25 protein-coding genes and 1 tRNA gene are annotated in these 26,300 nt (G+C 63.9%); 16 read left to right on the plus strand and 10 right to left on the minus strand.

What is annotated here, in order from left to right; translation table 11 throughout:
* Nucleotides 1-22: 22 nt before the first annotated feature.
* On the minus strand, nt 23-598 hold the full coding sequence (locus tag CFR76_RS05290; protein WP_110556257.1) for an NUDIX domain-containing protein: 576 nt from the start codon (nt 596-598) through the stop codon (nt 23-25).
* A 197-nt stretch (nt 599-795) separates the two neighbouring features.
* On the opposite strand from CFR76_RS05290, the gene CFR76_RS05295 reads away from it, so the two are divergent.
* The 4 genes from CFR76_RS05295 (at nt 796) to CFR76_RS05310 (ending at nt 3,707) form a co-directional block, all read left to right on the plus strand.
* Nucleotides 796-1,998, plus strand: coding sequence for an MFS transporter (locus CFR76_RS05295; protein ID WP_110556184.1), 1,203 nt, complete (start codon nt 796-798; stop codon nt 1,996-1,998).
* 45 nt (nt 1,999-2,043) lie between these two features.
* Nucleotides 2,044-2,628: an LOG family protein gene (locus CFR76_RS05300; RefSeq protein ID WP_025439816.1), complete on the plus strand. Its 585-nt coding sequence runs from the start codon at nt 2,044-2,046 to the stop codon at nt 2,626-2,628.
* A 55-nt stretch (nt 2,629-2,683) separates the two neighbouring features.
* Nucleotides 2,684-2,760: transfer RNA gene (locus CFR76_RS05305), tRNA-Pro, on the plus strand.
* Between the two features lie 182 nt (nt 2,761-2,942).
* A complete protein-coding gene (locus tag CFR76_RS05310) occupies nt 2,943-3,707 on the plus strand; it encodes a polyprenol monophosphomannose synthase (RefSeq protein ID WP_110556185.1) in 765 nt (254 codons plus the stop codon).
* 92 nt (nt 3,708-3,799) lie between these two features.
* Here the strand turns inward: CFR76_RS05310 and treF are convergent, their stop codons facing one another.
* Nucleotides 3,800-6,199 (minus strand): alpha,alpha-trehalase TreF, encoded by a 2,400-nt coding sequence (gene treF / locus CFR76_RS05315; protein ID WP_408884354.1) that lies wholly within the window; start codon nt 6,197-6,199, stop codon nt 3,800-3,802.
* 741 nt (nt 6,200-6,940) lie between these two features.
* Here treF and tldD point away from each other — a divergent pair.
* A complete protein-coding gene (gene tldD / locus CFR76_RS05320) occupies nt 6,941-8,401 on the plus strand; it encodes a metalloprotease TldD (RefSeq protein WP_110556259.1) in 1,461 nt (486 codons plus the stop codon).
* An 85-nt stretch (nt 8,402-8,486) separates the two neighbouring features.
* Here tldD and CFR76_RS05325 read toward each other — a convergent pair whose 3' ends face one another.
* Genes CFR76_RS05325 through CFR76_RS05335 form a run of 3 tightly spaced genes read right to left on the minus strand, consistent with a single transcriptional unit; the run spans nt 8,487 to nt 11,618 of the window.
* On the minus strand, nt 8,487-9,233 hold the full coding sequence (locus CFR76_RS05325; protein ID WP_110556186.1) for a pyridoxine 5'-phosphate synthase: 747 nt from the start codon (nt 9,231-9,233) through the stop codon (nt 8,487-8,489).
* The gene (gene pdxA, locus CFR76_RS05330; RefSeq protein ID WP_110556187.1) at nt 9,230-10,219 is read right to left on the minus strand and encodes a 4-hydroxythreonine-4-phosphate dehydrogenase PdxA; all 990 of its coding nucleotides are present in this window, start codon (nt 10,217-10,219) and stop codon (nt 9,230-9,232) included. The genes CFR76_RS05325 and pdxA overlap by 4 nt, the downstream gene beginning before the upstream one ends.
* Nucleotides 10,212-11,618 (minus strand): M20/M25/M40 family metallo-hydrolase, encoded by a 1,407-nt coding sequence (locus CFR76_RS05335; RefSeq protein ID WP_110556260.1) that lies wholly within the window; start codon nt 11,616-11,618, stop codon nt 10,212-10,214. The genes pdxA and CFR76_RS05335 overlap by 8 nt, the downstream gene beginning before the upstream one ends.
* Before the next feature lie 435 nt (nt 11,619-12,053).
* On the opposite strand from CFR76_RS05335, the gene CFR76_RS05340 reads away from it, so the two are divergent.
* Nucleotides 12,054-13,742, plus strand: a complete 1,689-nt coding sequence (locus CFR76_RS05340; protein ID WP_110556188.1) for a glucosyltransferase domain-containing protein — start codon at nt 12,054-12,056, stop codon at nt 13,740-13,742.
* A 65-nt stretch (nt 13,743-13,807) separates the two neighbouring features.
* On the opposite strand, the gene CFR76_RS05345 is transcribed toward CFR76_RS05340, so the two are convergent.
* The gene (locus CFR76_RS05345; protein WP_025439802.1) at nt 13,808-14,092 is read right to left on the minus strand and encodes a hypothetical protein; all 285 of its coding nucleotides are present in this window, start codon (nt 14,090-14,092) and stop codon (nt 13,808-13,810) included.
* 144 nt (nt 14,093-14,236) lie between these two features.
* On the opposite strand from CFR76_RS05345, the gene CFR76_RS05350 reads away from it, so the two are divergent.
* The 3 genes from CFR76_RS05350 to CFR76_RS05360 are packed head-to-tail and all read left to right on the plus strand — an operon-like array spanning nt 14,237 to nt 16,066.
* Entirely contained in the window at nt 14,237-14,659 is a 423-nt protein-coding gene (locus tag CFR76_RS05350; RefSeq protein WP_110556189.1) for a LapA family protein, read from the plus strand.
* A gap of 55 nt (nt 14,660-14,714) precedes the next feature.
* Nucleotides 14,715-15,422: an orotidine-5'-phosphate decarboxylase gene (gene pyrF, locus CFR76_RS05355; RefSeq protein ID WP_110556190.1), complete on the plus strand. Its 708-nt coding sequence runs from the start codon at nt 14,715-14,717 to the stop codon at nt 15,420-15,422.
* 20 nt (nt 15,423-15,442) lie between these two features.
* On the plus strand, nt 15,443-16,066 hold the full coding sequence (locus tag CFR76_RS05360; protein ID WP_110556191.1) for a phosphoribosylanthranilate isomerase: 624 nt from the start codon (nt 15,443-15,445) through the stop codon (nt 16,064-16,066).
* Here the strand turns inward: CFR76_RS05360 and CFR76_RS05365 are convergent.
* Both CFR76_RS05365 and CFR76_RS05370 read right to left on the minus strand, forming a co-directional pair.
* Nucleotides 16,063-16,389, minus strand: a complete 327-nt coding sequence (locus CFR76_RS05365) for a hypothetical protein (RefSeq protein ID WP_110556192.1) — start codon at nt 16,387-16,389, stop codon at nt 16,063-16,065. The two genes, CFR76_RS05360 and CFR76_RS05365, sit on opposite strands and share 4 nt — an antisense overlap.
* A 222-nt stretch (nt 16,390-16,611) precedes the next feature.
* Complete coding sequence (locus CFR76_RS05370) at nt 16,612-17,037, minus strand: DUF721 domain-containing protein (RefSeq protein ID WP_110556193.1); 426 nt, start codon at nt 17,035-17,037, stop codon at nt 16,612-16,614.
* Here CFR76_RS05370 and mutY point away from each other — a divergent pair.
* From mutY to hemH, 3 genes are all read left to right on the plus strand, one after another.
* Nucleotides 17,036-18,196, plus strand: a complete 1,161-nt coding sequence (gene mutY / locus CFR76_RS05375) for an A/G-specific adenine glycosylase (protein ID WP_110556194.1) — start codon at nt 17,036-17,038, stop codon at nt 18,194-18,196. The two genes, CFR76_RS05370 and mutY, sit on opposite strands and share 2 nt — an antisense overlap.
* 56 nt (nt 18,197-18,252) lie before the next feature.
* Nucleotides 18,253-18,375 (plus strand): hypothetical protein, encoded by a 123-nt coding sequence (locus tag CFR76_RS18680; RefSeq protein WP_264986384.1) that lies wholly within the window; start codon nt 18,253-18,255, stop codon nt 18,373-18,375.
* Between the two features lie 79 nt (nt 18,376-18,454).
* On the plus strand, nt 18,455-19,522 hold the full coding sequence (gene hemH / locus CFR76_RS05380) for a ferrochelatase (RefSeq protein WP_110556195.1): 1,068 nt from the start codon (nt 18,455-18,457) through the stop codon (nt 19,520-19,522).
* A gap of 189 nt (nt 19,523-19,711) precedes the next feature.
* Here the strand turns inward: hemH and CFR76_RS05385 are convergent, their stop codons facing one another.
* The gene (locus CFR76_RS05385) at nt 19,712-20,269 is read right to left on the minus strand and encodes a hypothetical protein (protein ID WP_146222640.1); all 558 of its coding nucleotides are present in this window, start codon (nt 20,267-20,269) and stop codon (nt 19,712-19,714) included.
* A gap of 414 nt (nt 20,270-20,683) precedes the next feature.
* Here CFR76_RS05385 and CFR76_RS05390 point away from each other — a divergent pair, with 414 nt between their 5' ends.
* A complete protein-coding gene (locus tag CFR76_RS05390; RefSeq protein ID WP_110556197.1) occupies nt 20,684-22,156 on the plus strand; it encodes an ArnT family glycosyltransferase in 1,473 nt (490 codons plus the stop codon).
* 37 nt (nt 22,157-22,193) lie between these two features.
* On the opposite strand, the gene CFR76_RS05395 is transcribed toward CFR76_RS05390, so the two are convergent.
* Nucleotides 22,194-23,264 carry a COX15/CtaA family protein gene (locus CFR76_RS05395; protein ID WP_167402058.1) on the minus strand — a complete coding sequence of 357 codons (1,071 nt, stop codon included), beginning with the start codon at nt 23,262-23,264 and terminating at the stop codon, nt 22,194-22,196.
* A 117-nt stretch (nt 23,265-23,381) separates the two neighbouring features.
* Between CFR76_RS05395 and CFR76_RS05400 the strand changes: the two genes are divergently transcribed.
* The 3 genes from CFR76_RS05400 (at nt 23,382) to CFR76_RS05410 (ending at nt 26,181) form a co-directional block, all read left to right on the plus strand.
* Nucleotides 23,382-24,086 carry a TVP38/TMEM64 family protein gene (locus tag CFR76_RS05400; RefSeq protein ID WP_110556199.1) on the plus strand — a complete coding sequence of 235 codons (705 nt, stop codon included), beginning with the start codon at nt 23,382-23,384 and terminating at the stop codon, nt 24,084-24,086.
* An 87-nt stretch (nt 24,087-24,173) separates the two neighbouring features.
* The gene (locus CFR76_RS05405; protein ID WP_110556200.1) at nt 24,174-25,466 is read left to right on the plus strand and encodes a multidrug effflux MFS transporter; all 1,293 of its coding nucleotides are present in this window, start codon (nt 24,174-24,176) and stop codon (nt 25,464-25,466) included.
* A 184-nt stretch (nt 25,467-25,650) separates the two neighbouring features.
* Nucleotides 25,651-26,181, plus strand: coding sequence for an adenine phosphoribosyltransferase (locus CFR76_RS05410; RefSeq protein ID WP_110556201.1), 531 nt, complete (start codon nt 25,651-25,653; stop codon nt 26,179-26,181).
* Nucleotides 26,182-26,300 lie beyond the last annotated feature (119 nt).

The raw sequence follows: 26,300 nt of genomic DNA on the forward strand, positions 1-26,300 counted from the left end.
TTCAGTCGGATCTCCGGCAGGGTCAGATCCAGCCGCGCGCGCGGATCAGGCCGAATGCCGCGATCGTGACCATGCAGGTGATGCGCCCGTCCACGATCATCGCTTCCATTTCCTTCAGCGTGACGACATGGCAGGTAATGTCCTCCTCCGTTTCCTCACGCTGGTGCGGACCCTGCTGCAATCCGGTGGCAAGATAGGCCCGGCCTTTCTGGGTCGTGTAGCCCGCCCCCTGGTACATCAGGCCCGCATCGCGCATCTGCCCGGCGATCAGGCCGGTTTCCTCGCGCAGTTCGCCCCGCGCCACGTCTTCAGGCGTTGCATCGGGGCGGTCTTCCCACATGCCCATGGGCAGTTCCCACATCCGCTTGCCGATGGGATAGCGGTACTGGCGGATCAGTGTGACGCGGGGGCCTTCCGGGCCGTCCCATAGCGGCAGGATCACGACAAAATCCCCCCGTTCCACCACGCCATACAGTCCCTGCCTGCCGCCGGGGCGGATGATGATGTCCTCGCGCACGCGGGTCCATGGATTTTCATAGGCGGTACGGGTGGAAACGGTTGTATAGCCACCGGCATCCGGTTTGGGCGACTGTGTCATGGGTTCTGAATCCTTCCAGATCACGCTTGCATGCAGCCCGCACAGGGCAGTCGTGCGGGAACGAAGGGCCATGGATTGGTTTTTCCAGGTTTTTCCATAAGCCCTATGGTGCTTTTGCTCCACAGTGATTTTGTGGGGCGGGTGGTATTGCTGGTATCCGCGTTTGATCGGGACGCTTGTTTTTCATTACGGAGTTTATGCGTATCATGACCGGGCCGCAGGCTGCATCGGGGTCACCTACACGACGGATACTGCCCGTCGTGCTGTTCAACCTCCTGTGTTACATTGATATCGGCCTGCCAATGGCGGTCATCCCGGTCTTTGTGCATCAGGTACTCGGATACAACACGGTCCTTGCCGGGCTGGCGGTGTCCGTGCAGTACCTCGCCACCTTTGCCTCGCGCGCGGGGGCGGGGCGGCAGGCGGACCGCCGGGGGGCGAAACCCACGGTGGTGGTCGGGCTTGCGGTCTGTACCCTGTCCGGGGCGGCGCTCATGCTGTCGGGGCTGCTGCTGCATTTTGCGGCCCTGTCCGTTGTCCTGCTGATTGCAAGCCGCATCCTGCTGGGCATTGGCGAAAGCTGGACGGCCACAGGCGCCATCATGTGGAATATCGGGCGCGTCGGCGCGGCCCGCACGGCACAGGTCATATCGTGGAATGGCGTGACCTCGTATGGCGGCATCGCTCTTGGCGCGCCCATCGGGCAGATCCTGTCGGGACTGCCGCTGCCATATGGCGGCCTTACGGTTGTGGGACTGCTGTCAGCGGGGCTGACGCTGTTCGGTTTCGTACTGGCGCGGCAGTATGCCCCCGTACCGCCCGTGCCCAGCGAGGCGCCGCCCATGCCGTTCCATGCCGTCTTCCGGCGCGTGCTGCCGCATGGGATGGTGCTGGCGTGCGGGTCTGTCGGATTCGGGACGATTTCGGCCTGCCTTGCGCTGTTCTACGCCCATAACAACTGGAGCGGGGCGGCAACCGCGCTGACCGGATTCGGCCTGTCGTTCGTGATGATGCGCTTCCTGTTCGCCCGGCAGATCGACCGCCGTGGCGGGCTGGCTGTCACATTCATCTCGCTGCTGGTTGAAACGCTGGGGCTGTGCGTGCTGTGGCAGTGTTCCTCGGTCAGGGGGGCGGCGTTGGGGGCTGCATTGACCGGTGCGGGGTTCTCGCTCGTGTTTCCGGCCATGGGCGTGCTGGCGGTGGCGCGCGTGGGGCCGGAAAACCGGGGGGCGGCACTCGGGGCCTTTTCCGTATTCCTTGATATCGCCGTGGGTCTGTCCGGCCCCCTGCTGGGGCTGGTGATCCAGACAATGGGATATGGCGCGCTGTTTCTGGTGTCCGCCCTGTTCACGCTGGCGGGTGTGGGTGTAACCATTGTGTTGAAATTCCTGCCGCGCTGAATGGCGTGGCGGGCCGATAGTCCTGTGGGGAGCTGAGCTGGGTAGATGCAGATTTCATCCGTTGCCGTTTTTTGTGGATCGCGTTTCGGCTCCCGGCCGGAATACGCGGCGCAGTCGCGTGCGCTGGGGACGGCGCTGGGTCAGGCCGGGGTCAGGCTGGTCTATGGCGGGGGCCATGTCGGCCTGATGGGCACCGTGGCCGATGCGGTGCTGGCTGCGGGCGGGGCGGTGACCGGGATCATTCCCGCCTTCCTGCATTCGCGTGAGATCATGCATGAAGGCGTGACCGACCTGACCGTGACCGACAGCATGCATGACCGCAAGGCGCGGATGTTCGCCCAGTCGGACGCCTTCGTGGTGATGCCCGGTGGGCTTGGCACCTTTGACGAGACGATCGAGATCATGACATGGCGGCAGCTGCGCCAGCATGACAAGCCGATCTACATCGTCAACGTGGCGGGCTGGGCCGATCCGCTGCTGGCCCTGGTGGATGGCTGTATCGCAGATGGGTTCGCATCCCCCACGGCGCGGAACCTGTTTGAGGTGGTGCCCGATGTCGCGACCCTGATGGCGGCGCTGGCGGCCCTGCCGGTGCAGGCGGATGCACGCGACAGGGTCAGCACGCTGTAAATCTTTCATCTATCCCCTTGCCTTAAATGCAGCGGCCCTGTATAGCCGCCTGCAACGGAGTGTAGCTCAGCCTGGTAGAGCACTGTGTTCGGGACGCAGGGGCCGGAGGTTCGAATCCTCTCACTCCGACCAGATTTACAAGCCGGTTATTCTCGGATAACCGGCTTGTTTCCGTTTTGCGGTATCCTTCCCGTCATGTTGCGGCAGTGCGGGAAATCCTTTATCCCCAACTTCCCAATGGATCACGATCTGGTTGGTTATAGCTCTGGTCGTCTGTCCGTCTGGTATGTGAACCCCGGGGACCTTTATTGATCATGCACGTTTCTTCCGCCTCATTGCAGCAGGACACGCACGTCGGGTGCGGGGTCCGGTCGGGGCCGGTAATCAGCATCATCATCCCATGCTATAATGAGCGTGGAAATGTCGTTCCCCTGTTCCATGCGGTGGAAAAGGCCGTAAAGCACCATGCCTGGGAACTGATCTTCGTTGATGACAGCTCACCCGACGGCACCATAGACGAGGTATGGCGTCTGGCGCAGGAGGACAGCCGCGTGCGCGGTATCCTGCGCGTGGGACGTCGTGGGCTGTCATCTGCCGTGATCGAGGGAATCCTGTCTTCATCCGCCCCTGTGGTTGCGGTGATGGATGGGGACCTGCAGCATGATGAAAACCTGCTGGAACAGATGGTCGATGCCATCGAGCAGAAGGGGTACGATATTGTGGTCGGCAGCCGCCATGTGGAAGGCGGCGACAATAGCGGCCTGGCCAATTCGTGGCGCCTGTTTCTGTCCAATGCGGGGATTCGCATCGCGCAGTGCTTCCTGTCCGTGCGGGTGCGCGACCCGATGAGCGGTTTTTTTGCCGTCAGGCGCGACCTGGTTATCAAATCCCTGCCGCATCTGTCGGGTATCGGGTTCAAGATCCTGCTGGATCTGCTGATGGCGCAGCAGACGGTACCCAAGGTGATCGAACTGCCGTTTGTTTTCCGTTCGCGGCATGAAGGTGAAAGCAAAATGGGCAGGAAGGTGCTGGTCCAGTTTGCCCAGATGATTTCGTATCACATGCTGAAAAAAAGCTGACCGGAATGAAGGCTTCTGCCTGATCCGGACGTGGCGTCTGCGCCTCCACCCGGCGGGCAAAAAAAGGGAAAGGCTTATGCCTTTCCCTTTTTTTATGATGGTGGCAGGGCGCTGTCATGGCCTGACGGTCTGGGGGCTGCCTGTCCCGCTTCAGGGCTGGCTGCTGGGGGTGCCGGGACCACCGGGGCAGCCGGTTGCGACGGGGCCATAACGGCGGGTATGGCCTGTGTCGTGGTCGCAGCGGGTTGCTGCGCGGGGGTCGGCTGGGGCGTAGCTGGCGCATCCGATGCTGGTGCCGCTGCCTGTGGCGCTGCCGCCGCCTTGTCTGGCGTGCTGGCAGGCGCGGGTGTGTCCGCATGCTGGTCCGCGGCAGGGGACGTAGGCGATGAAACCGTGGTGGCAGGCGGGCTTGCCGCAGACGGTGTATTCGCCGCAGCATCAGGTGCAGGTGCAGGTGCAGGTGCAGGTGCAGGTGCAGGTGCAGGTGCAGGTGCAGGTGCAGGTGCAGGTGCAGGTGCAGGTGCAGGGGAGGGGGGGATCTGTGTGGCCGAAGACGGCGCGCTGGCCCCCACGACCGACATCTGCGGCAGGGTGGGCGTCGGGGCCACGGGGCGCGGGGCCAGGGTGACGGTGGGCTGGCTGTAGCGGCTCAGCGCGTCATTGTCGCTCTGCACGCCATAGGCATTCATCGGCGGCAGGGGCTGCGGCGATGGCTGGTCGGCCGCCGGGTTGCGGTCAAGCACGACACGGGTGTTCTGCGGGTAGCGGTTCATAAGCCCTAGCAGCGTGCCGTTGGTCCAGCCAAACCCGATCTGCATCGGGTATTCGCCGCCGCCCTTGCCGCCCTTGGGGCTGATGAACGGATTGACCACGTCATATTTTTCCAGCAGCACGCCGGATTTTTCATACGTGCCGATCACACGCCCCATCCAGCGGGCCGCGATATCACTGGCCAGCGCATCATATCCGTACTGGTTCAGGCCCTTGACCGCCATCCATTGCAGTGGCGCCCACCCGTTGGGGGAATCCCACTGCTGCCCGCTACCGCTGCGTTCGGTGGCGATCAGGCCGCCAACCTTGAGCAGGTTTTTGCGCACGCTTTCGGATACGGCCTTGGCCTGCTCGGGTGTCGCCATCTGCATGAACAGCGGCACGACGGTGGCGCCTGACAGGATGGAGGTCGATTCCCCCTTCTTCCAGTCATAATCGATGAAGGCGGCCCGGCGTTCATCCCACAGGATGCGCTGCATCGCCTCGATGCGTCCCTGCGCCAGGCGGCTGTAGCGGGCGGCTTCCTCCTTGTTGCCTTTCAGTTCATAGGCGTGGGCCAGTGTCTGCTGCAGGTGCGGGATCATGCAGTTCAGCTCGACCGTCAGCAGGTCGGTGGTGTGGATGGTGGACAGGGTATGCCCGTCCGCCAGCCACCGGGACGAGAAATCCCATCCCGTTTCCGAACCGGCGCGCAGGTCGCGATAGACCTCTTCCTTCGGGCGGTCGGAATGCGCCGCCGTGGCGACATCCTCCGGGTAACTTTCGTCGCGCGGGGTATCCATGTCATCCCAGTGGCGGTTCATGACCGTGCCATCGGGCAAGCGCACCACATGGCGGTAGGCGCCGCCGGGCGGGACGGAATCCTGCCCGTCCATCCAGTAATCGTATTCCGCCTGCAGTTCGGGCAGGAAGGTGGTGTAGGCCACCTGGCCATCATGCATGGCCAGCAGGTCCACCATGAGCGAGAAGAACGGAACCTGCGACCGGCTGAGGTAATAGGTCCGGCTGCCATTGGGGATATGGCCGTACCGGTCGATCATCGACGCCATGTCGCGCACCATGTCGCGCATGAGGTCGATCTTCTGGTTTTCATACAGCCCGATCATCGTGAAGTAGCTGTCCCAGTAATACAGCTCGCTGAAACGCCCACCGGGCACGACATAGGTATAGGGCAGGGGAAGCTGGGATGAATACGCCACCTGCGTGTCGGGCGGCCGGCTGAGGACGTCCCACATGCCGTTGATGTAGTCGCGCACGTTTTCATCGGGGCTGCGCTGGTAGGAAACCGTCTTGCGTTCGGGCAGGGTGAAATGCCGCGCCACGAAATCCTTGAGCGAAAAGTCGGGCCGCAGCTTGGCGACATTGTATTCCGCCATGAGGTCGGCCGGGGCTTCGTCCGGCACGGCGTCGGCTGCCGTCTTGGCGTCGGTATAGATATGCGCCTCGCCAATCGCCTGGAACAGCCCGTCCAGCACGATCGAAGGGGGGCGCAGGTCCTGCACCAGCGCGGCCGGCGCGCCCGCATCGGACAGCGGGGCGTTGGCTGGCGGCACGGGGCTGCCGCCGGTGGAAGCCGGGCCATCCTTGTGCACGGTCTGGACCGGATTCGTACCGGGGGGGGGGGGGGGGGGGTCGGCATGGTCGGAACCGCCGGCCGCAGGCATCCCCGCGGGCGCCGGGACGGGTGCTGCCGGGGTGGGCGTGCCGGTGCCGGCCGGCATGGTCGCGCCATCGGGCGCGGCGGGCACGGGGGTTGCCTGCGTGGCGGGTGGCGTGTCCGTCGGGCTGGCCGGGGCCTTGCTGTCCGCGCCGGGGGCGACCGTCGCCGGGGATGCGGCAGCCGTGCCCGCCTGTGCGGGCGGGGGCTGGGTCGCGGCATCCGGTGTGGTGGCGTGGGCGGGTGGCAGCATGTTTCCGCTTCCCGACAGGGGTTCAGGCGTTGGGACGGAATAGGTCTGGTCCACCTGTCCCTGCGGCTGTGCCGATATTCCGGTGACGGAGGCAGGCGGAGCCGGGGCGGCTGTTGTCCCATCCGTGCCCGTGGCGGACGGGGAGGGGACAGCAGCGGGAGACGACGGCGTGGGAGCCACCTGTGATGGGGTCGGCGCTGTCTGGGCCTGGGCGGGCGCGCCCGCGTAAAGAAGGCTGGCCAGCAACAGCCCGGCCTGGCGGGGCGCGGACCGGGACAGGCTAGAACCGCACAGGAGGGAAACTTTCACGAGACGCCATTTCTCCAAACAATGAAAACCTGATCCTTGCACAATGCCCTGCCTTGCGTCCCTACCACAAAGGGAAACCGTCCAGATGGAGGGAAGTTCATTTTCACGCATGGTGCCTGTCATGAAGAGAGACCAGCTTTTCCCCATAGGTCAAAACCGGCTATGCTGCCTGCCCTCCTGGCCCGCGCGGCCCGCGCGTCCATGTCCTTTCACCCCTGTTCCGCCAACCGGAGTCACCGTTTCATGCCCTCATCCCTTCAGGGTCTTTCCCCGCTGGCTGCAACCGATGCCCTGTTTTTTGAACGGGCGGGCGCGCGCCTTGGCCGCCCCGACGCCGAGCGTCTGGTTCGCCATGCGCTGGAGGGCATGGATGATGGCGAGCTTTTCCTGGAATATCGTGAAAGCGAGGGGATTTCGCTGGATGAAGGGGTGATCCGGTCCGCCACCTTTGACACGTCTTCCGGTTTCGGCCTGCGCGCCGTGCTGGAAGCGGAAACCGGATTCGCCCATTCCGATGACATAAGCGAAAGCGCGATCCGCCGCGCCGGGGAAACCGTCAGCCAGATCAGGGCGGGCCGTTCGGGCACGCTGGCCGTGGGGCCGCGTTCGACCAACCACCGCCTGTATCCCGATATCAACCCGCTGGAAGAAGGGGCCTTTGCCTCCCGTGCCGCCATGCTGTCGGAACTCGATGCCTATGCCCGCGCGCGTGACCCGCGTGTGGTGCAGGTCATGGCTTCGATTTCCGCGGAATGGCAGGCGATCCAGATCATCCGCCCCGATGGGCAGCGCATGGCCGATATCCGCCCGCTGGTGCGCATGAACGTATCGGTGGTGGTGGAACAGGACGGGCGGCGTGAAAGTGGCGGCTACGGTCTGGGTGGCCGGTATTCCTATACCCGCCTGCTGTCGCCGCAGGTGTGGCAGGGTGCGGTGGACGAGGCCCTGCGCATGGCGCTGGTCAACCTTGATGCCCGTCCCGCCCCCGCGGGGGAAATGGAAGTGGTGCTGGGGGCCGGCTGGCCCGGTATCCTGTTGCATGAGGCCGTGGGCCACGGGCTGGAAGGTGATTTCAACCGCAAGGGCACGTCCGCCTTTGCCGGGCTTATGGGCAAGCGCGTGGCGGCCCCGGGCGTGACGGTGGTGGATGATGGCACCCTGCCTGAACGCCGGGGCAGCCTGACCATTGATGATGAAGGCACCCCTACCAGCCGTACCGTGATGATCGAGGACGGCATCCTGACCGGCTACCTGCAGGACCGCCTCAACGCCCGCCTTATGGGGGTTGCCCCCACCGGCAACGGGCGGCGGCAGTCCTATGCCCATGCGCCCATGCCGCGCATGACCAACACCATCATGCTGGGCGGCGACGCCACGACCGATGACATGATCCGCAGCACGAAGCGCGGACTGTATGCGGTCAATTTCGGCGGGGGGCAGGTGGACATCACATCGGGCAAATTCGTGTTTGCCGCATCCGAGGCCTACATGATCGAGGACGGGAAGATCACCACCCCCGTCCGTGGCGCGACCCTGATCGGCAATGGCGCGGACGCCATGACCAAGGTGACGATGATTGGCGGCGAACCCGCCCTTGACCCCGGTATCGGCACCTGTGGCAAGTCAGGGCAGGGCGTGCCGGTGGGCGTGGGCCAGCCCACGCTCAAAATGACTGGCCTGACCGTGGGCGGCACGGGTAGTTAAGGAATAAAGGTTTCTGGGTGCCGCCTTTTTTCAAGAAGGCGGCGTTCTTCGAAGCTTTTTGAAAAAGCTTCACCAAAAACTTCTTTTACTTTCGTGCTGCTGCGATCACATTTTTCATGTGACGGATCACGGCGGGCAGCCCGTCAAAAATGGCCTGCCCGATCAGGAAATGCCCGATATTGAGTTCCATGACCTGTGGCAGGGCGGCAATCGGGCCGACATTGTCATAGGTCAGGCCATGGCCCGCATGGACTTCCAGCCCGCATCGCGCCGCATGTTCCGCGCCCACGGTCAGGCGGCCGAGTTCCACCGCGCGCGCCGCCGCATCCATGGCGTCGGCATAGGCGCCCGTGTGCAGTTCCACCACGGCTGCCCCCAGTTCCGCCGCCGTCTCGATCTGGGCCGTATCCGGGTCGATGAACAGTGAAACACGGATGCCCGCATCACGCAGCCGGGCAATGCGCGGCGCCAGTTCGCTGGCCTGCCCGCGCACGTCCAGCCCGCCTTCGGTCGTGACTTCCTGCCGCCGTTCGGGCACCAGGCAGCACGCATGCGGGCGCAGGCGGGTGGCGATGGTGGTCATTTCCTCGGTGGCCGCCATTTCCATGTTCAGCGGGATCGACAGGTCCGCGCGCAGGCGTTCAAGGTCGGCGTCGCGGATGTGGCGACGGTCCTCGCGCAGGTGGGCAGTAATGCCATCCGCGCCTGATGCCTGCGCCAGCAGCGCCCCCTTGACCGGGTCGGGATGCGTGCCGCCGCGCGCATTGCGCACGGTGGCGATATGATCGATGTTGACGCCCAGCCGGATGGGGGCGGGATGGGATGTGGTCATGACCTGTTCCTGTGTTCGGCCATCCGCATGGCCATGCGCAGTGCCGCGACAAGGCTGGACGGATCGGCCACGCCCCGTCCCGCAATGTCGAAGGCGGTGCCGTGATCGGGCGATGTGCGGATGATGGGCAGCCCCAGCGTGGTATTGACCCCCTGCGTCATGTCGATGGTCTTGAGCGGGATCAGTGCCTGGTCATGGTACATGCACATCGCCACGTCATAGCGCGCCCGCGCGGGTGGCGTGAACATGGTGTCGGGTGGCCATGGCCCGCTTATGTCCATGCCATCGGCGCGCAGGGCGGCGATGGCGGGGGCGATGATGGTCTGTTCCTCCGTGCCCATGCTGCCGTCCTCGCCCGCATGGGGGTTCAGCCCGGCAATGGCGATGCGTGGCGCCGCAATCCCGAAATCACGCTGTAACGCCGCATGGGTGGTGCGGGTGGCGGCGATGATGGCGCTGGTATCCAGCTCATCCAGCGCGCGGCGCAGGCTGACATGGATGGTAACGGGCACGACCCGCAGTTCCGGGCAGGCCAGCATCATCACCTCGCGTCCCGGCACATCACACAGGGCGGCCAGGTATTCGGTATGGCCGGGATAGGGAAAGCCGGCCTTTTTCAGCACGATCTTGCTGATCGGGTTGGTCACCACGCCAGCGGCCTGCCCATTGCGGGCCAGTTCCACCGCGCGCGCGATGGACGTGGTGATGGCGGGGGCGTTGCGGCTGTCCGGCTGGCCTGCGTGGACCGGCGCCTGCAGCCCGACCGGCAGCACCGGCACGGCGTGGACAAAGACTTCGGCCGCCTGCGCAATGGTGGCGATTTCGCGCACCGGCACGTCATGCCGCCCGATCAGCCCCGCATCACCCAGCACCGCGAACGGTGTCGCGCCTTGTCGCATGGCCCGCCATGCGCCTGCGGTGATTTCCGGCCCGATTCCCGCCGGGTCCCCCATGGTCAGGGCAAGGGGCAGGCTGGTCTCAGGCATCGGTCGTGCCCATGGCGTGCAGGATGCGGATCCATGACCGGATGCCCTTGTGGAAGGATGTCAGGTCATATTTCTCGTTGGGGGAATGCACGCGGTCATCATCCAGCGCGAAGCCTACCAGCAGGGCGGACATGCCCAGGATACGCTGCATGTCGGCCGCCACCGGGATCGACCCGCCACAGCCGATGGTGACCGCGGGCGTGCCCCATTCATCCCCCAGCGCCGCCAGCGCGGGCTGCAGGCCAAAGGTGTCATCGGGCACGACGCTGGCGACCGACCCGCCACAGGGCGTGAAGGTGACCGTGCAGTCAGGCGGCAACTGGTCACGCACATGGGCGCAGAAGGCCTGGCGGATGCGCACCGGGTCCTGGCCCGCCACCAGCCGGAATGACACCTTTGCCATCGCGTCACCCGGCAGCACGGTCTTGAAGCCTTCGGCGGTGTAGCCGCCGGATATGCCGTTGATCTCGAAACTGGGGCGGCACCATGTCTGCTCGATGGCGGTGTATCCCTTTTCGCCCGCAGGCTGCGACAGTCCGACATCCCCCAGGAAGGTTGCGTCATCGGGGGCGATTTCACGCCAGCGCGCGCGCAGCGCCTCCGGCGGGTCCTGCACGCCGTCATAGAAACCGGGCAGGGTGACGCGGCCGGTGGCGTCATCGCGGAGGGAGGACAGCACCCGGCACAGCACGTCCGCCGGGTTGCGCGCGGCATTGCCGTAAATGCCCGAATGCAGATCGCGGCTTGCGCAGCGCAGGTGGATTTCCTCGCCCACCATGCCACGCAACGTGGTGGTGATGGCGGGCACGCCGGGCAGCATGGCGGTATCGCAGATCAGCCCGACATCGGCGCGCAGTTCTTCCAGGTGGGTTTCCATGAAGGGGAGCAGGCTGGGGCCGCCACATTCCTCCTCGCCCTCGATCAGGAGCGAGATGCGCACCGGCATCCGCCCGGTCGTGGCGCGGATGGCGCGCAGGGCCTCGATAAAGGTCATGACCTGACCCTTGTCATCCGATGCGCCGCGCGCGGTGATCTGCCTGCGTCCGTCCGCCGCCGTGACCAGCGCGGGTTCAAACGGGGCGGTCGTCCATAATTCCAGCGGGTCAACAGGCTGCACGTCGTAATGGCCATAAAACAGCACGTGCGGGCCAGCGGGTGGCGTGCGGTCATGCGCCACCAGGATGGGATGGCCGGGCGTTTCATGCAGTGTCACGTCAAAGCCGAGGCTGTCGAGTTCATCGCGCAGCCATCGTGCCGCCTGCCTGCAATCCGCCGCGTGTTCGGGCTGGGTGGAGATGCTGGGAATGCGCAGGAACGCGAGCAGCCGCGCCAGGGCGTCATCAAGCGTGTGGTCCGCCTGTTCCAGCACAGGCGCGAGGGAGGCAGGTAAATCGGTCATGAACGTTCCATTTTGCAGCATGCGGCAGGCAGCCCGAACGGGAGAGGGTGCGATTTTGCCTGTTATGGGGGCAAAAGCAACAGGTCTCCATACCGGGTTGCCCGCCAGTACGCGCGGGTCAGGGGCGACACGGATGCGATGCGTGGGCCGGATGGGAAACAGGGCCAATCGCGCGTGTTTTGCTCCGGTGAGCAGGAGGGCAGGCGGTATGAAAGGCAAAGACGTTGGGCTTGCTGCCATGATCTGCGTGCCATTAAAAAATACCTGAAACATAATTTAAAAATAAGGACTTGATGGCGGAAATAAATAATTTATCAGTACACTCAGTCAGGATTGGTTTTTTTTAACTTGCCGCCATGATGGGCACTGGAAAGTATCTATGGTTATATTTTCATGGAGGATTGGCGATGGACGACATAATATTGTTATTTCTGAATGAATATTGAGAATTTATCTATGATTACTTCAGAAATTGGTCCTGGAAATCACGCTCATTCTTCGTATTTTTCCTGCAGGAAAGAGTTTGCAATACGTGCAACACTCTTTTTTTTAGTGTTCTTTTTCTTCTCATACCCAATAATACATGCCAATGTCTATTATGCGGATGACACCTTGCATGCGTTCAGTAACATACACTGGGAACGTGATGGTCGGATTCTGGGTCAGTTACTGCTGCTGTTCATGGGACGCTTCGCATCCGTAGATTACGCGCCACTACCCCAGATCATTGGCCTGCCATTTATTGCAGCAGTACTGGCAGCATTCAGCATAAGATGGGGATATAACAGGCTGTCTTCCATCATATGTCTGTCTTTTGTCGTTTGTAACCCATTCTTTCTTGAAAATATTTCCTACAGATTTGACAGCATGATCATGGAATGCGCCGTTGCCTGCGCCATCATGCCGTTTGCGCTTGCGTTTTTTCTACCGCAATACAGCCGGAAGCACCTGATGCCATGGCAGTTTCTGGCGCTTTTTTCATGCCTCAATTTATATCAGCCAGCCCTGAATGTGTATTTCTGCCTGTGTTGCCTGACCGTAATGCTGTCCTTGCTGGAACAGGAAACGGTCAGGCAGGTTCTGGATACACTTGGCGGAAACGCCATGACCGTATTCCTGGTCCTGGTCGCCTATAAACTGGAAATGTGCCTGCTGCCCGGTGGCGATAACTATGCGGATGCGCATAAGGCCGCCATCCATTCGCTTCATCAGGTCCTGGGGAATGTCCCGGATTTTTTTTACGCGATTGCCCCTGCCCTGATCAAAGGCCCGCAGAGTATCATTTTCTCGGTCATAATCGCATCGGGCTGTATCATGCTGGTATCGCGCACCGTGCGCATGCTGCGCGCAGGTAGCCTGACGCCCACCGCCGGCTGCCTTGTCGGCTGCTGCCTTGTGGTCCTGCCTTTCTGCATCCCGGGCATCCTGCTCCTGCTTGCTAGTCCCATTCATTCCCATCGGGTCATGATCGGCTTTGGCATGGTCTGTGCGTGTTTCATGACCTTCCTGGTGAGGATGGCACCTTCTTTCGGGCGACATGCCAATTGTCTGGCCTGCATTGTGGCGGGATACTGTCTGTGGTCGGAAATCACCATGTCGGCAGCCTATGGGAATGCCCTTGCGGCGCAATCCCGTTTCCGTGACCAGATGGCGCAGGCCATGGTTGATGACGCGGTACAGCTGGCGCGTGAGGCGGGGCAGCCGGAAAATACAACTTTTTGGTGGAACACACGCGGAGGGGAGCCGATCGCGCCACTGGCCCTGTACATCCTGCGTAAATATGAAATCCTGACGAATATCATCCTTGTGGCTTACGTGCCTTTTTTACCGTCTCCATGGATGATGCATGACATCATGCTGACCCATGGCCTGCCCACTAATATCCTTTCAGGGGGGGCTGCGCCGGATACAGGAAAGGTTATGTGGAAAGCGCTACAGGCTGAACTGGAACATTGCGCCATCGACGGTAGCCGGGAGCATGGCCCGTTCATGACCTACAGGATCGGTAATTCCATTATCGTGGATTACGATAAGCGCTGCATCCAGCACGGGAACGGATATGTGCGCAGTCCGTCCCGTCGGCAGAATACGTTCCTTGGCAGGATGGTGGAATCCAGTAAATAGCGCCGCAGGCAGCCTGCCCGGATTGATAGGTCCGGGTCACATCCGGCTTTCATGATTATGGATGCTCAGCCCCCGCCATGCAGGAAGCCCAGCGCGGGCAGGGGGCGCCATGCGCGTGGCAGGTCCGCGCGGCGATAGGGGCGGATGCTGTAATGTGGCGCCGCGATTGCATTGCGTTCAAGGAAATTGCGGTAGGCGGCCACCTGCTGGCTGCGCCATTCACAGTCCGCTTCCGCGCTGGCGCGGGTGGGGTAGATGCTGGCGATTCGCGTGTTGCCCCCGGTGCGGGCAACCACCGCCCAGGATTCGTCACGTCGCGCCGTGGTCCGGAAAACGACAACCTTGCCCATTGTTTCGTCCCTGTCCCGGTGGCCTGTCGCCTGTCATGGCCTGTGACCCACAGGCAACCATGCCTGCCGTGCGCGATCAAGCGGCGCGCCGGATGAATTGATTTCCTTGCAGCCCTCTGTTCTTGGCGGTAGGGAACAGGGATCATGATACGTCTTTTCATCACCCTGCCCGTGATCGTGGCACTGATCATTTTCGCGGCCTGTAACCAGGCGCCGGTGGAACTGTCATGGCTGCAATGGAAATGGACGTCATCGCCCGGCGTGCTGGCGCTGCTGGTCGCCGCCGTGCTGTATGCCACGGGGTCCGCCAGCGTGTGGGTCGTGGTCCTGCGCCAGATGCGCCGCGCCCGCCGCGCCGAACAGGAAGTGCGCGCCCTGCGCGCCCGCCTGCCGGAAAGTGACACGGGTACCACCCGTGCCCCCGGCCTGACATCCGCCCCGGCCAGTTCCCCGATGGTGAAGGCGTATGAAGCGGAACAGGCCACGGCCACCGCCACCCCCGTCGCGACGGAACCCGCCGTGGTGACCCCGCCCGCCATCACGGCGGAAAAGCCGCCGGGCGCCTGATCCCTTAATTCCCGCACGTCACATGACCTGCATGCCTGACCATGGAGCACCGCCAATGACTGGACGGTCCACCCGCCTGATTGTCGCCCTCGATACCAAGGATACGGCGCAGGCCGCGCGCTGGCGCGAACAGGCGGCAGGCCATGCGGGCGCGGTCAAGCTGGGGCTGGAGTTCACCTATGCCCGTGGACTGGCCGCCGTGCGGGAAGCCGCAGGTGACAGTCCGCTGTTCCTTGACCTCAAGCTGCATGACATCCCCAATACCGTAGCGTCCGCCATCGGCAGCCTTGCCGCCCTGCGGCCCGCCATGCTGACCATCCATGCCAGCGGCGGTCGCGCCATGATCACGGCCGCGCGCGGGGCGGTGGATGAAACCTTTCCATCCGGCAGCCGCCCGCTGCTGCTGGCTGTTACCGTGCTGACCAGTATGGATACGCAGGGCCTGCATGAAGTGGGCGTGCCCGGCAGCGTGGAAGAACAGGTTGTCCGCCTGGGCAGGCTGGCCATGGAGTCGGGGGCGGATGGGCTGGTGTGTTCCTCGCATGAAATTACCCCTTTGCGCCATGCGCTGGGCAACGGGCCGGTACTGGTCGTGCCGGGCATCCGTCCCGCCGGCAGCGCGCTGGGGGACCAGAAGCGGGTCATGACCCCGGCACAGGCCCGTGCGGCGGGGGCTGACTGGATCGTGGTGGGGCGTCCCATCACCCGCGCGGAAGACCCGGCGGCGGCGGCGGCGGCGATTGCCGCTGAACTGTCGGCCTGAACCGGGCCGGGGACGACACCATGCCGGTCAGGGTCAAGATATGTGGCATCCGTGACCATGCGGGGCTGGATGCGGCTACGCAGGCCGGGGCGGACTGGGTCGGGTTCGTATTTTTCAGCCGTTCGCCGCGTCATGTCACGATGGAAGCCGCCAGTAGCCTGGCGCGCGACATGGCCGCGGATAGCCCGAAGCGGATCGGCCTGTTTGTCCGCCCGACGGATGACGATATGCGCCGCGTGCTGGACCATGTGCCGCTGGACGGGTTGCAGATTTATGATGATGCAGGCCGGACCGAGGTCATCCGCACCCGCTTTGGCCTGCCGGTATGGGGGGCCGTGGGGATTGCCAGCAGGCGGGACCTGCCTGAAACCTGTGCGGTGGATGGGCTGGTGATCGAATCCCGCGCGCCCGCCGGGTCGGACCGTCCCGGCGGCAATGCCCATGCCTTTGACTGGACCCTGACAAACGGCTGGCAGGCCCCTGTGCCATGGCTGCTGGCGGGTGGGCTGAACTCCGATAACGTCCAGCGCGCCGTACGGCAGAGCGGGGCGCGCGCCGTTGATGTCTCATCCGGCGTGGAATCCGCCCCCGGCGTCAAGTCGCCCGAACTGATCCGCCGTTTCGTGCAGGCGGCCCGCGCCTAGCGGTAATACCCGTAATATGGCGGCGGTGGCGGTGGGGGCGGCGGGTACGCATAAACCGGATAGGGCGGCGGCGGATAGGCATAGGCTGGATAGGGATAGCCATAGCCGTAACCATAACCCCGGTAGCGGTAAGGCGACATCGCGACACCCAGCGCCGTGCCCGTGGCAATGCCCAGGCCGAATCCGCCCCAGCCCCAGCCGCGGTGCCAGCCACCGCCCCAACCCCCACCCCATCCGCCGCCGCGCCATGCATAGGCGGCGGGAGCGGGCAGAACGCCGACCAGTCCCATGGACACGGCCAGCAACAGGGCCAACTTACGCATCTCGGGTGGTTCCTTTTCCTGATCTCGTATCCGCTGATATTGGCATATGCCCGCCTGATATCCAGTCCTGTGTCCATATCGTTATGTGACAGGGTGGTGCGGCATTTTCATGATTGAAAACTGTTTAAAAATAACGGGCTGACAAATAAAAAACAAAAGCTTCACCAAAAATTCCTTATGATTTCGGGAATTATGCCGAAGGCAGGTTTTTCCAGCCCGTCCCTACCGCCCACGACCGGCATTCAGCCAGCCACCCAGACGGCACAGCGCGTCCTTCAACGGCCCGTCAGGCATGTCGTCAATCTGCACGGGTGGCGGTGGCGGGCGACGGGGTGCCGTGGTGGGCAAGCGGGGCGGGGCCGTCAGGTCCTGCACCATCTTCAGGCGCCTGACCACGCCCTGCCCGCAGGTGGTGTTGATGCGGGCGATGACGGTGGGGGCAAGGTGCTGCAGTTCCATCGCCACTGGCCCGCGGCAGGCAACGGTCAGGGTGCCGGCACTCAGGCGGCGCGGCACGGTCATGCCCGCCAGGTGGGGGCCGACAATATCGGGCCAGTCCGTCATGACCTGCACGGCGGCGGGGGACTGCTTGCGAAATACGGGACGACTGACATGCGGCAGCAGGGCCGCCATGCTGCGCGTGCGCATGGACCGCCGGGGCGGTTCGGGCGCAGGGGTCTCATTCTTTTGCTTGCTGCGGGTCGGCGGGTTCGTCATAAACGGGTCCGTGTTACCTTCTGCCGCCGATCTGTTACGCTGGTATGACCGGCATCGTCGCACTCTGCCATGGCGCGCCCTGCCGGGCCAGAGCGCAGATCCCTATCGCGTGTGGCTGAGCGAGATCATGCTGCAGCAGACCACGGTTACGGCGGTCATTCCCTATTTCGAGCGTTTTCTGGACGCCTTCCCCGATGTCACGGCCCTGGCCCGCGCGCCACAGGACCGGGTCATGGCGCTGTGGGCCGGTCTTGGCTACTACGCCCGCGCGCGCAACCTGCATGCCTGTGCGCGGGTGGTGGCGGAAAATGGCGGTTGCTTTCCCGATACGGTGGCGGGGCTGCTGGAACTGCCGGGAATCGGGGCCTATACCGCCGCCGCCATCGCCGCCATCGCCTTTGGCCGCCCGGTCGTGCCGGTGGATGGCAATGTGGAACGCGTTACGGCGCGGCTGTTCGCCATGGCCGACCCGCTACCCGGATCGCGCAAGGCCATTGCCCGGCAGGCCACGACGCTGAATACGGACCGGGCGGCGATTGCCCGTCCGTCCGATTTCGCGCAGGCCCTGTTTGACCTGGGGGCCGGGATCTGTACGCCGCGCACGCCTGCCTGCGTCTTGTGCCCGTGGCGCGAATCCTGTGCGGGGAACCGGCAGGGAATCGCGGCCTCCCTGCCACGCCGGGCGCCAAAGGTGGCACGGCCGGTGCGCCATGGCGTGCATTTCTGCATGGTGGATGCGGCAGGCGGCATCCTGCTGGTCCGGCGGCCTGAAAAGGGGTTGCTGGGGGGCATGATGGGCCTGCCCGGCCCGCACTGGCGCGATGCGCCGTGGCCGCAGGCGGAGGCGCTGGACCATGCGCCCACCGCACCCCGGCTGCGCGCCAGATGGCAGCGGGTCGGGCAGGTGAAGCACGTCTTTACCCACTTCACATTGCTGGTCGATGTCTATGCGGCGCGCATATCCACCTTTCCCAACAGTCTGGTAGGGGCGGAGGGGATCATTCACGATGTGGATTGCGATGATGTGGCGCTGCCATCATTAATGCGTAAATGCGTGGAACTGGCACGGGACAGTAATATTTTTGATTGACGCGGGCATGAAACGCGCGGTTGACTGGTAGCTGTCCGATCAGGAAAGGGACCGTGATGTTCACTTTTGTCCAGATGCTTTCCCCCGTTGCCGCCATGCTGGGTCTTGCCGGTGTGGCATATTACCTGCGCGCGCCGGCACGTGCACTACAGCCGGTCCGTGTGCGGACCCGTCGCTGAGGCATCGCCTGTGGCAGGGTCACGGGTATGTCCGCCTGTTCCTTTGCATACCTGAACGGCTTCATGTAGCAGCCGTTCCATGACGTTCATTACCGTAAATCGTGCGGCGCAGCATGAAAATGCTCCGTCGCGCCCCGGGGTGCTGCTGAGCAATCTGGGCACCCCCGATGGCACCGGCTATGGCGCGGTGCGTCGGTACCTGGCCGAATTCCTGTCAGACCGGCGCATTATCGAAGCCAGTCCCCTGATCTGGAAACCTGTCTTGTACGGGCCGGTGCTGACCTTTCGCCCCCGTAAATCGGGGGAGGCCTATCACCGGATCTGGCATCACGACCGGAATGAAAGCCCGCTACGCACCTATACCCGTGAGCAGGCGGAGCAACTGGCCGCACGGCTGGCGGCGGATGGCGTGCCGGTGGCATGGGGCATGCGCTACGGCCAGCCATCGATAAAACAGGCGTTGCATGAACTCGTGGGGCAGGGATGCGACAGGGTCCTGCTCGCACCGCTTTACCCGCAATACAGCGCAACGACGACCGCGACCGCCAATGACCAGGCGTTCCGCGCGCTCATGCGCATGCGTAACCAGCCATCCATCCGCACGCTGCCGCCGTTTCCGGATCACCCCGCCTATATCGCGGCCCTTGCGCGGTCCATCTCGGCGCGCCTCGCCACGCTGGATTTCAGGCCGCAGATGATCGTGGCGTCCTTCCATGGGCTGCCGAAGGTCTATGTGGAAAAGGGCGATACCTACGCCGCCGACTGCCAGCGCACCATCACGGCGCTGCGGCAGGCCATGGGCTATGATGAACAGATGATGCCGCTGACCTTCCAGTCCCGTTTCGGCCCGGCAAAATGGCTGGAACCCTATACCGCGCCGTTTATCGAATCGCTGCCCGCGCGCGGGATCGAACGTATTGCCGTCATCACGCCGGGCTTCATTTCCGACTGTATCGAAACGCTGGATGAAATCGGCAATGAAGCGGGGGCGGCCTTTGTCAAGGCAGGCGGCAGGGAACTGGCGCTGATCCCCTGCCTGAACGATTCCCCCGATGCGATTGACCTGCTGGAAACCCTTGTGCGGCAGGAACTGGGGGGGTGGCTGCCGCATGTGGGCACAGATACCGCACCTGCCACCTCTGGTTAAATCTTTTCTTAAATAACACATTGATAAAAAACAATAAAAGTTTTTGGGTGCCGCCTTTTTTCAAAAAGGCGGCGTTCTGTCGAAGCTTTTTGAAAAAAGCTTCACCAAAAACTTTTTGATGATTGCAGCATGTTTCCCGGGCTGATTTTTCCAGCAGTCACCTGGGGTACCGGTTGCGCTGTACCGGCCTTATGGCCGGTCGCAGCTTTCGGTCAGGGTGTTATAGGCCTGACCACGCGGGCAGGTGACAGGTTTAGCGGGGGGCGGCGCGGACTGGCCCGTGGCCGGTTGCCCCTGCTGTGGTGGGGCGGTCTGGTCGGTCAGGAGCGTGGACAGGTCCCTATCATAGATGGAATCATCTTCCGGCGCGTTATTGCCCGTGCCGTTATAGATTTCAGGTGCTGCCCGATAGCTGGCGCTGGCCGCGGCCGCGCCCATGGCGGGACCCATGGCGTAACCGCCCCAGCCCCATCCGCCCCACGGATAGCCCCAGCCGCCATAGACGGGGTAGTAGGGATAGTAGCCACCGCCCCAGCCACCCCATCCCCAACCGCCGCCGCGCCAACCGCCGCCACCCCGGCCGCCACCATGCCAGCCGCCATCGCCACGACCGCCACCACCGTGCCAGCCACCGCCACCGCCGCCGCCACGGAAACCGCCCCCGCCATGTGGTTCGGCATGGGCGGATGGCCCGCATGCGATCAGTGCCATCAGCGCACCCGTCGCGACATGTTTCAGCTTGAGCATGTTCCATTCCTGCATATCTGAATGCGATGTATCGCAGAAAACCATCCGTCCGGAAAAGACATGGCGTGCCATATGGCCGGACTGCCCCCAACCGGGCGGGCTGCCGGCATCTGGCCCCGGGCGGCCTATGTCCCATATGGTCATCTTCCGTCCGGTTTGCACCTGTGCATCGGGACGGGGCATGGCGCCATAAAAAAATAGCTGGCAGGATGTATAAAATTATTACGCCGTATTCTAACGGTATCCATCCGGCCCGGTTCGGGTCAGGATGGGAAACGTGTATGGATGCGTTCGTCAGGGCGTCGGGATCAGGTCATTGTCATCGCGGGATTGCGGAAATATCCGGATACGTCATATTCCCTTCATTTTTTTATATGAAAATACGCTAACGTTGCCATGAAAAATAAAATCCGTATGGATAATATGAATTTTGATATAAAGAAATTAGAAAATAAAAAATCTGTATGGATTTATATAGGATTATTTTTTTTATTCATCCTCCTTCTCCCGCATGTAGCATTCATTACTGATCATATATCATTATCCAGTAACGAAGGGTGGAATGCTTACCTGGCACGGCGCGCCATGGGGCTGGATCATGCGCCGCTGTACCCGCCTTCCGAACAGATGGTGTTCAATAATTACCCGCCCAGCTCGTTCTATGTTGTCGGCCTGTTTGGCTGGCTGCTGGGGGACATGATTGTGGCAGGGCGCGTCATTTCGCTTCTGGCGCTGCTTTTCTGTGCCTGGGCCACGGGGCGCATTGTCCTCGCCTGGGGGGGGACACGGGGCGGGGCGTGGCTCGCAGGGCTGCTGGTCATGCTCTATTGTGCTGTTTTCTATAGTGATTATGTCGCCATGGATGACCCGCAATGGCTGGGTCAGGCCGTCATCATGGTGGGGTTCATGCTGCTGGCGGGCACTGGCGGCCAGGCGGGATGGGCCGGCGCATGGCGGCCTTTCTGCGCGGGCTTCGTCATGGTGGCCGGGCTGACCTTCAAGCACAACATCCTGGCCCTGCCAGCGGCGGCCTTTGTGTGGCTGCTGCTGACCGACCGGCGCCACGCCGTTGCGTGGACGGGGGGATGCCTTGTGTCCCTGTGCCTGCTGGGTGGGCTGTATTACAGCTGTTTCGGCCCGGATTTCATCCAGGGCGTCTTTGGCCACAAGCGCATTTTCTATGCGCGGGGCATGCTCAAGGGACTGGGTAACGTGGTGGGGCTGGGCGGCATGATGGTGTCGTGCGCATTCGTGCCCTGGCTGCGCCTGCGCCACAGGTCCGGCCTGCTGCTGGGGCTGTACCTGCTGCTGGCGGTTGCATCGGCCATCGTGCAGCGGGCAGGTGCCGGCGTGTCGCATAATGCCTGTTTCGAGGCCCTGCTTGCGGCGGCCTTGTGCGCGGGCCTTGCGCTGTCGTACCTGGCGACCGCCGGGGCAATGGCCGGTCGCCTGCCTGGGCGCACCCTTCTTGTGGGCATGGTGGGGTTGAACCTGCTGCCGGTGGCGGTCAGCCTTCCGGTCTACCTGCCCTATCTTTACCGCAGCAATGTGACCATCATCGTGGAGCATCTGGGCGCATCAGATGAAACGATTGCCGCCGTGCGTGCGATTGATGGCGATGTGGCGTGCGAGACGCTGGCCCTGTGCTACTGGGCGCACAAGCCGGTGGTGATGGATTTCTTCAACTATTCCCAGCATGTCGCGGTCACGCATGACGCGCAGGCGCTGGAACAGGCGGTGGACCGCCACGACATCGCGGCGTTCGTAAGCAATTCACGCTTTGATACACAGGAAGAGGTCTGGGAGTTCCCCACCCTGTGGCGCATCATCCGCGCACGCTATCCCCATGTGCGGCTGCAGGGCGCGGCCTATATCGTAACGCCATGACCGATGCGGTGGCGGCGCGCCGCCACCTGCCTGCGCATTACGGGCGGCCCACCCCCCGCAGGCGGTGCAGGGTGACGATGGCCGCTGTCAGCACGATGGCCGCACAGGTCTGGTGGACCGTGCCCGCCCATACCGGCACCACCAGCAGCAGCGTGGTCACGCCCAGCGCGTACTGCAGCAGCACCAGCCAGCCCAGCACCACCAGCGCGCCGTGGACATCCCGACCCAGTTGCGGCGTGCGCAGCCCCAGCACGATGGTGAAGCCAATGAGCAGCGCCGTGGTGGTGGCCAGCAGGCGATGGTCGAACTGGATGGCGGGAATGTTCTGGAACCAGTTCAGCCAGAACGGGTGCAGCCGCGCGTAGCCCGGCGGGATCAGGTGGCCATCCATGAGCGGGAAGGTATTGTAGGCAAATCCCGCATGCGTGCCCGCGGTAAAGCCGCCCGCGATGACCGTGATGCCCACCAGCAGGCAGATGGCCCAGACCAGGCGATGGATGCGTACGGCTTCAGGGGTGGCGGGAATGAAGGCCGGGCGCGGCGTGCGCACGGACAGCGCCGTCCACAGGATGGCGATGTACAGCGCGAAGGCGCAGCACAGGTGTAGCACCAGCCGCACCGGGGCGACCGCCGTGCTGTCGGGGTTGAAGCCCGACGCCACCATGAACCACCCGATCGCGCCCTGCAGCCCCCCCAGCACGAAAAACAGCACCAGCCGCAGCGCCAGTCCCCGGCCCAGCGCGCCAGTGATGGAAAACCAGACCAGCGGCACCAGCAGGACCAGCCCCATGAGCCGCCCCCAGAAGCGGTGCGTCCATTCCGCCCAGAAAATCTGCTGGAAGCCCGCAAGCCCGAATCCGTCATGCAGGATCTTGTACTGCGGAATGGTCTTGTACAGCGCGAACTGGCGCTCCCATTCCGCGTGGCTCAGGGGCGGGATCATGCCGGTAATGGGCCGCCAGTCCATGATGGACAGGCCCGATCCGGTCAGGCGGGTATAACCGCCCAGTGCGATCATGCCGACAAGCATGAAGCAGATTGCAAACAGCCACGTCGAGATACGCTGCCGGTTGCGCAGCTCCTGCGCGGACGGGGGCGTACGGCCCATCAGGGAGCCGGAGGAAGGATATGCGGACATAACCGGATTTAGACCGCCCTTGCAGTCCGCCGCAAGGCGATGCTAGGCGCGAAGACGCAAATCGCTGCCGGAAAACAGGATGCACGCATGACAGTACCGCACGCCGTACGGCCTGCACCCCCCGGCCGGGCCACGTTGCGCGTGCTGGCCCGGCCCATCATGCTGCTGGGGGCCTTTGTCGGGCTGGCGGTGGTGATGGGCCGCCTGCCGGCGATGCGGGAGATGCTGGCGGCGGCCCCCGCCGTGCATGCGGGCGGGAAAGGGGTGGCGATATTCATCCTGGCCGCCAGTGCGTTCTGCGCGTTTGGCCTGCCACGGCAGGCCGTGTGCTTTGCCGCCGGCGCCGCCTATGGAATCGGGGCGGGATGTGTCCTTGCCACGATCGCGACCCTGGCCGGCTGCCTGTGCGGCTATGGCTGGGGACGGTGGGCGGGACGGCCGCCCATGCCCGCGCGCCTTGCGGCAACCATGGCGCGGCTGGATGGTTTCGTGCGGCACGAACCGTTTGCGTCCGTCCTGACGCTGCGGCTCATGCCGGTGGGGTCGGCCCTGCTGCTCAACCTCGCGTCCGGCATGCTGGGGGTGCGGGTCGTGCCGTTCATGCTGGCCACCATGCTGGGCAGCCTGCCGCAGACCGCCGTGTTCGTGCTGGTGGGATCGGGTATCCGGCTGGGGGGGGCATGGCGCATCGGGCTGGCGGTCGCGCTGTTCGCCCTGTCCGCGCTGGTGGGGCTATGGCTTATGCGCCGCGTGCGCATGGGCCGCCCCGACATGGCGCGGGTATCGCGATAGCGAATTGCAGTATGGCGTAATTAGATGGTGAAAAAGGGGAACCGGCTGGTCTACTAGTCCCCACAATCTTTCAACATGGAGTGCCTCATGGGCTCATCCGCAACGGCGGGCCATTCAGCGGACAACCCCGTGCCGGAAACGACAGCCCGCCCGATGGGGTGGATTGCGATCCTGCTGGGGTTCCTGACCGCGGTCGGCCCGGTTTCCACCGACATCTACCTCCCGGCTTTTCCTGAACTGGAAACGACGCTGCACGGCCGCGCGGGTTCGGCGCAGATGACGCTGGCCATATGGTTCGTGGGGCTGGCGATCGGGCAGATCACCATGGGGCCGCTGTCGGACCGTTTCGGCCGGCGCAGGCCCATGCTGGTTGGCACCCTGATCTATACGCTGGCATCGGTCGGGTGCGCGATGGCGCGGGACATTCCCACGTTTTCGTTCTTCCGGCTGATCGCATCCCTGGGGGCGTCGGCCAGCCTGATCATTCCCAGCGCCTGCGTGCGCGACATGTCGCATGGCAATGAATCCGCGCGCCTCATGTCGCGGCTGGTGCTGGTGATGGGGGTCGTGCCCATCCTGGCGCCCACGCTGGGGGGCATGGTGCTGTCGATTGCGTCGTGGCGGTCGATCTTCTGGGCGTCGGCGGTGTACGGGCTGATCTGCATCCTGCTGATCTGGCGTGTCCTGCCGGAGACGCTGAAACCCCAGAACCGCAGCGAGTTCTCGCCCGTCACCCTGTTCAGCCGCTACATGATGCTGGCGCGTGATCGCGGGTTCATCACCCATGCCATGATCGCCGGTTTTTCGTGCTTCATGTCGTTTACCTACCTGTCCGCCGCCCCGTCGGTGTTCCGTGGCCTGTTCGGCCTGTCGGCGGCGCATTTCGGCATGCTGTTCGGCGTGTTCGCCGTGTGCATGATCGGGGCGTCCCAGCTTAATGGCATGCTGGTGGGGCGTATTGACGCGGCTCGCATCCTCGGGGTCGCGGTGGTGGTCGCGGTGGCGGGGACCATCGCCATGACCGCCATGGCCACCATCATCGCCTTCGCCATGCAGCATGGCGGCCATCCGCCCGTGTGGATGATGGGGTGCCTGATCGTGACCATGATGGTGTCACTGGGCACCACGGGCATCATCGGACCCAATGCCACGGTGGGCGCGCTGGCCGACCACCCGCGTTTCGCGGGCAGCGCATCGGCGTTCGTGGGCACGCTGCAATATGTGCTGGGTGCGGTGGCCGGGGCGTTCGTGGGCATGCTGCCGACCAACTCCCCCATTCCCATGGCGGGTGTCATGCTGATGGGGGCGGCGATCATGCTGGTCATGGTGCTGCTGCGGCCCGCCCGGCCGCCCGCCAGCGCGGAGGTGGGGAAGGAATAAAGTCTCCCCCTGCCGCATCCGCCCGCCAGTGCGCGCCAAAGCATGTGTCCCGCACCCGGTTGGGGTTGTCGCCCCGCCGTGTGGCGGCTACAGCGGGGGGCCGTCCGCAGGGGCGACGCTTTCGTGAACGGGGCAGGGCTGTCCCGGATCTGTATGACCACGCAACGGGGACTGCGCACCGATCATGACGACCGCCAAGATCGACCTGAAACAATACATCCGTAACATCCCGGATTTTCCCAAGCCCGGTATCCTGTTCTACGATATCTCGACCCTGATGCGGAACGCGGATGCGTGGCAGATCGCCATGGGGCGTCTGGCGGCGGCTGTGGCGCCGTGGGCGCCGGACATGCTGGCGGCCATCGAATCGCGCGGCTTCCTGACGGCGGCCCCGCTGGCCAGCCGCCTTGGCTGCGGGCTGGTCATGCTGCGCAAGCCGGGCAAGCTGCCGGGCGAGACGGTATCCCACAGCTATGACCTGGAATATGGGTCCGATTCGCTGCATATCCAGGCGGATGCGATCCAGCCGGGACAGCGCGTGGTCGTGATGGATGACCTGCTGGCCACGGGGGGTACGCTGGTGGCGTCCGTCTCCCTGCTGCGCAAGGTCGGTGCCGATGTGGTGGGGGCCGCCACCATGATCGAGCTGACGGGCCTTGGCGGGCGCGACCGGCTGGATGTGCCGGTCAGGACCCTCGTCTCCTACGACGAGTAACCGGCAACGCCGGGCGCGCGGTATGCGGAACGCACTGCCACGCATGCAGCCATCGGGCTGTCCGCCTGTGCGCCGGGCCGGTATGATGTACAATGTGCACGGATCGTATCTGAACAGGG

The organism is Komagataeibacter swingsii, assembly GCF_003207895.1.
Classification (GTDB): Bacteria; Pseudomonadota; Alphaproteobacteria; order Acetobacterales; family Acetobacteraceae; genus Komagataeibacter; species Komagataeibacter swingsii.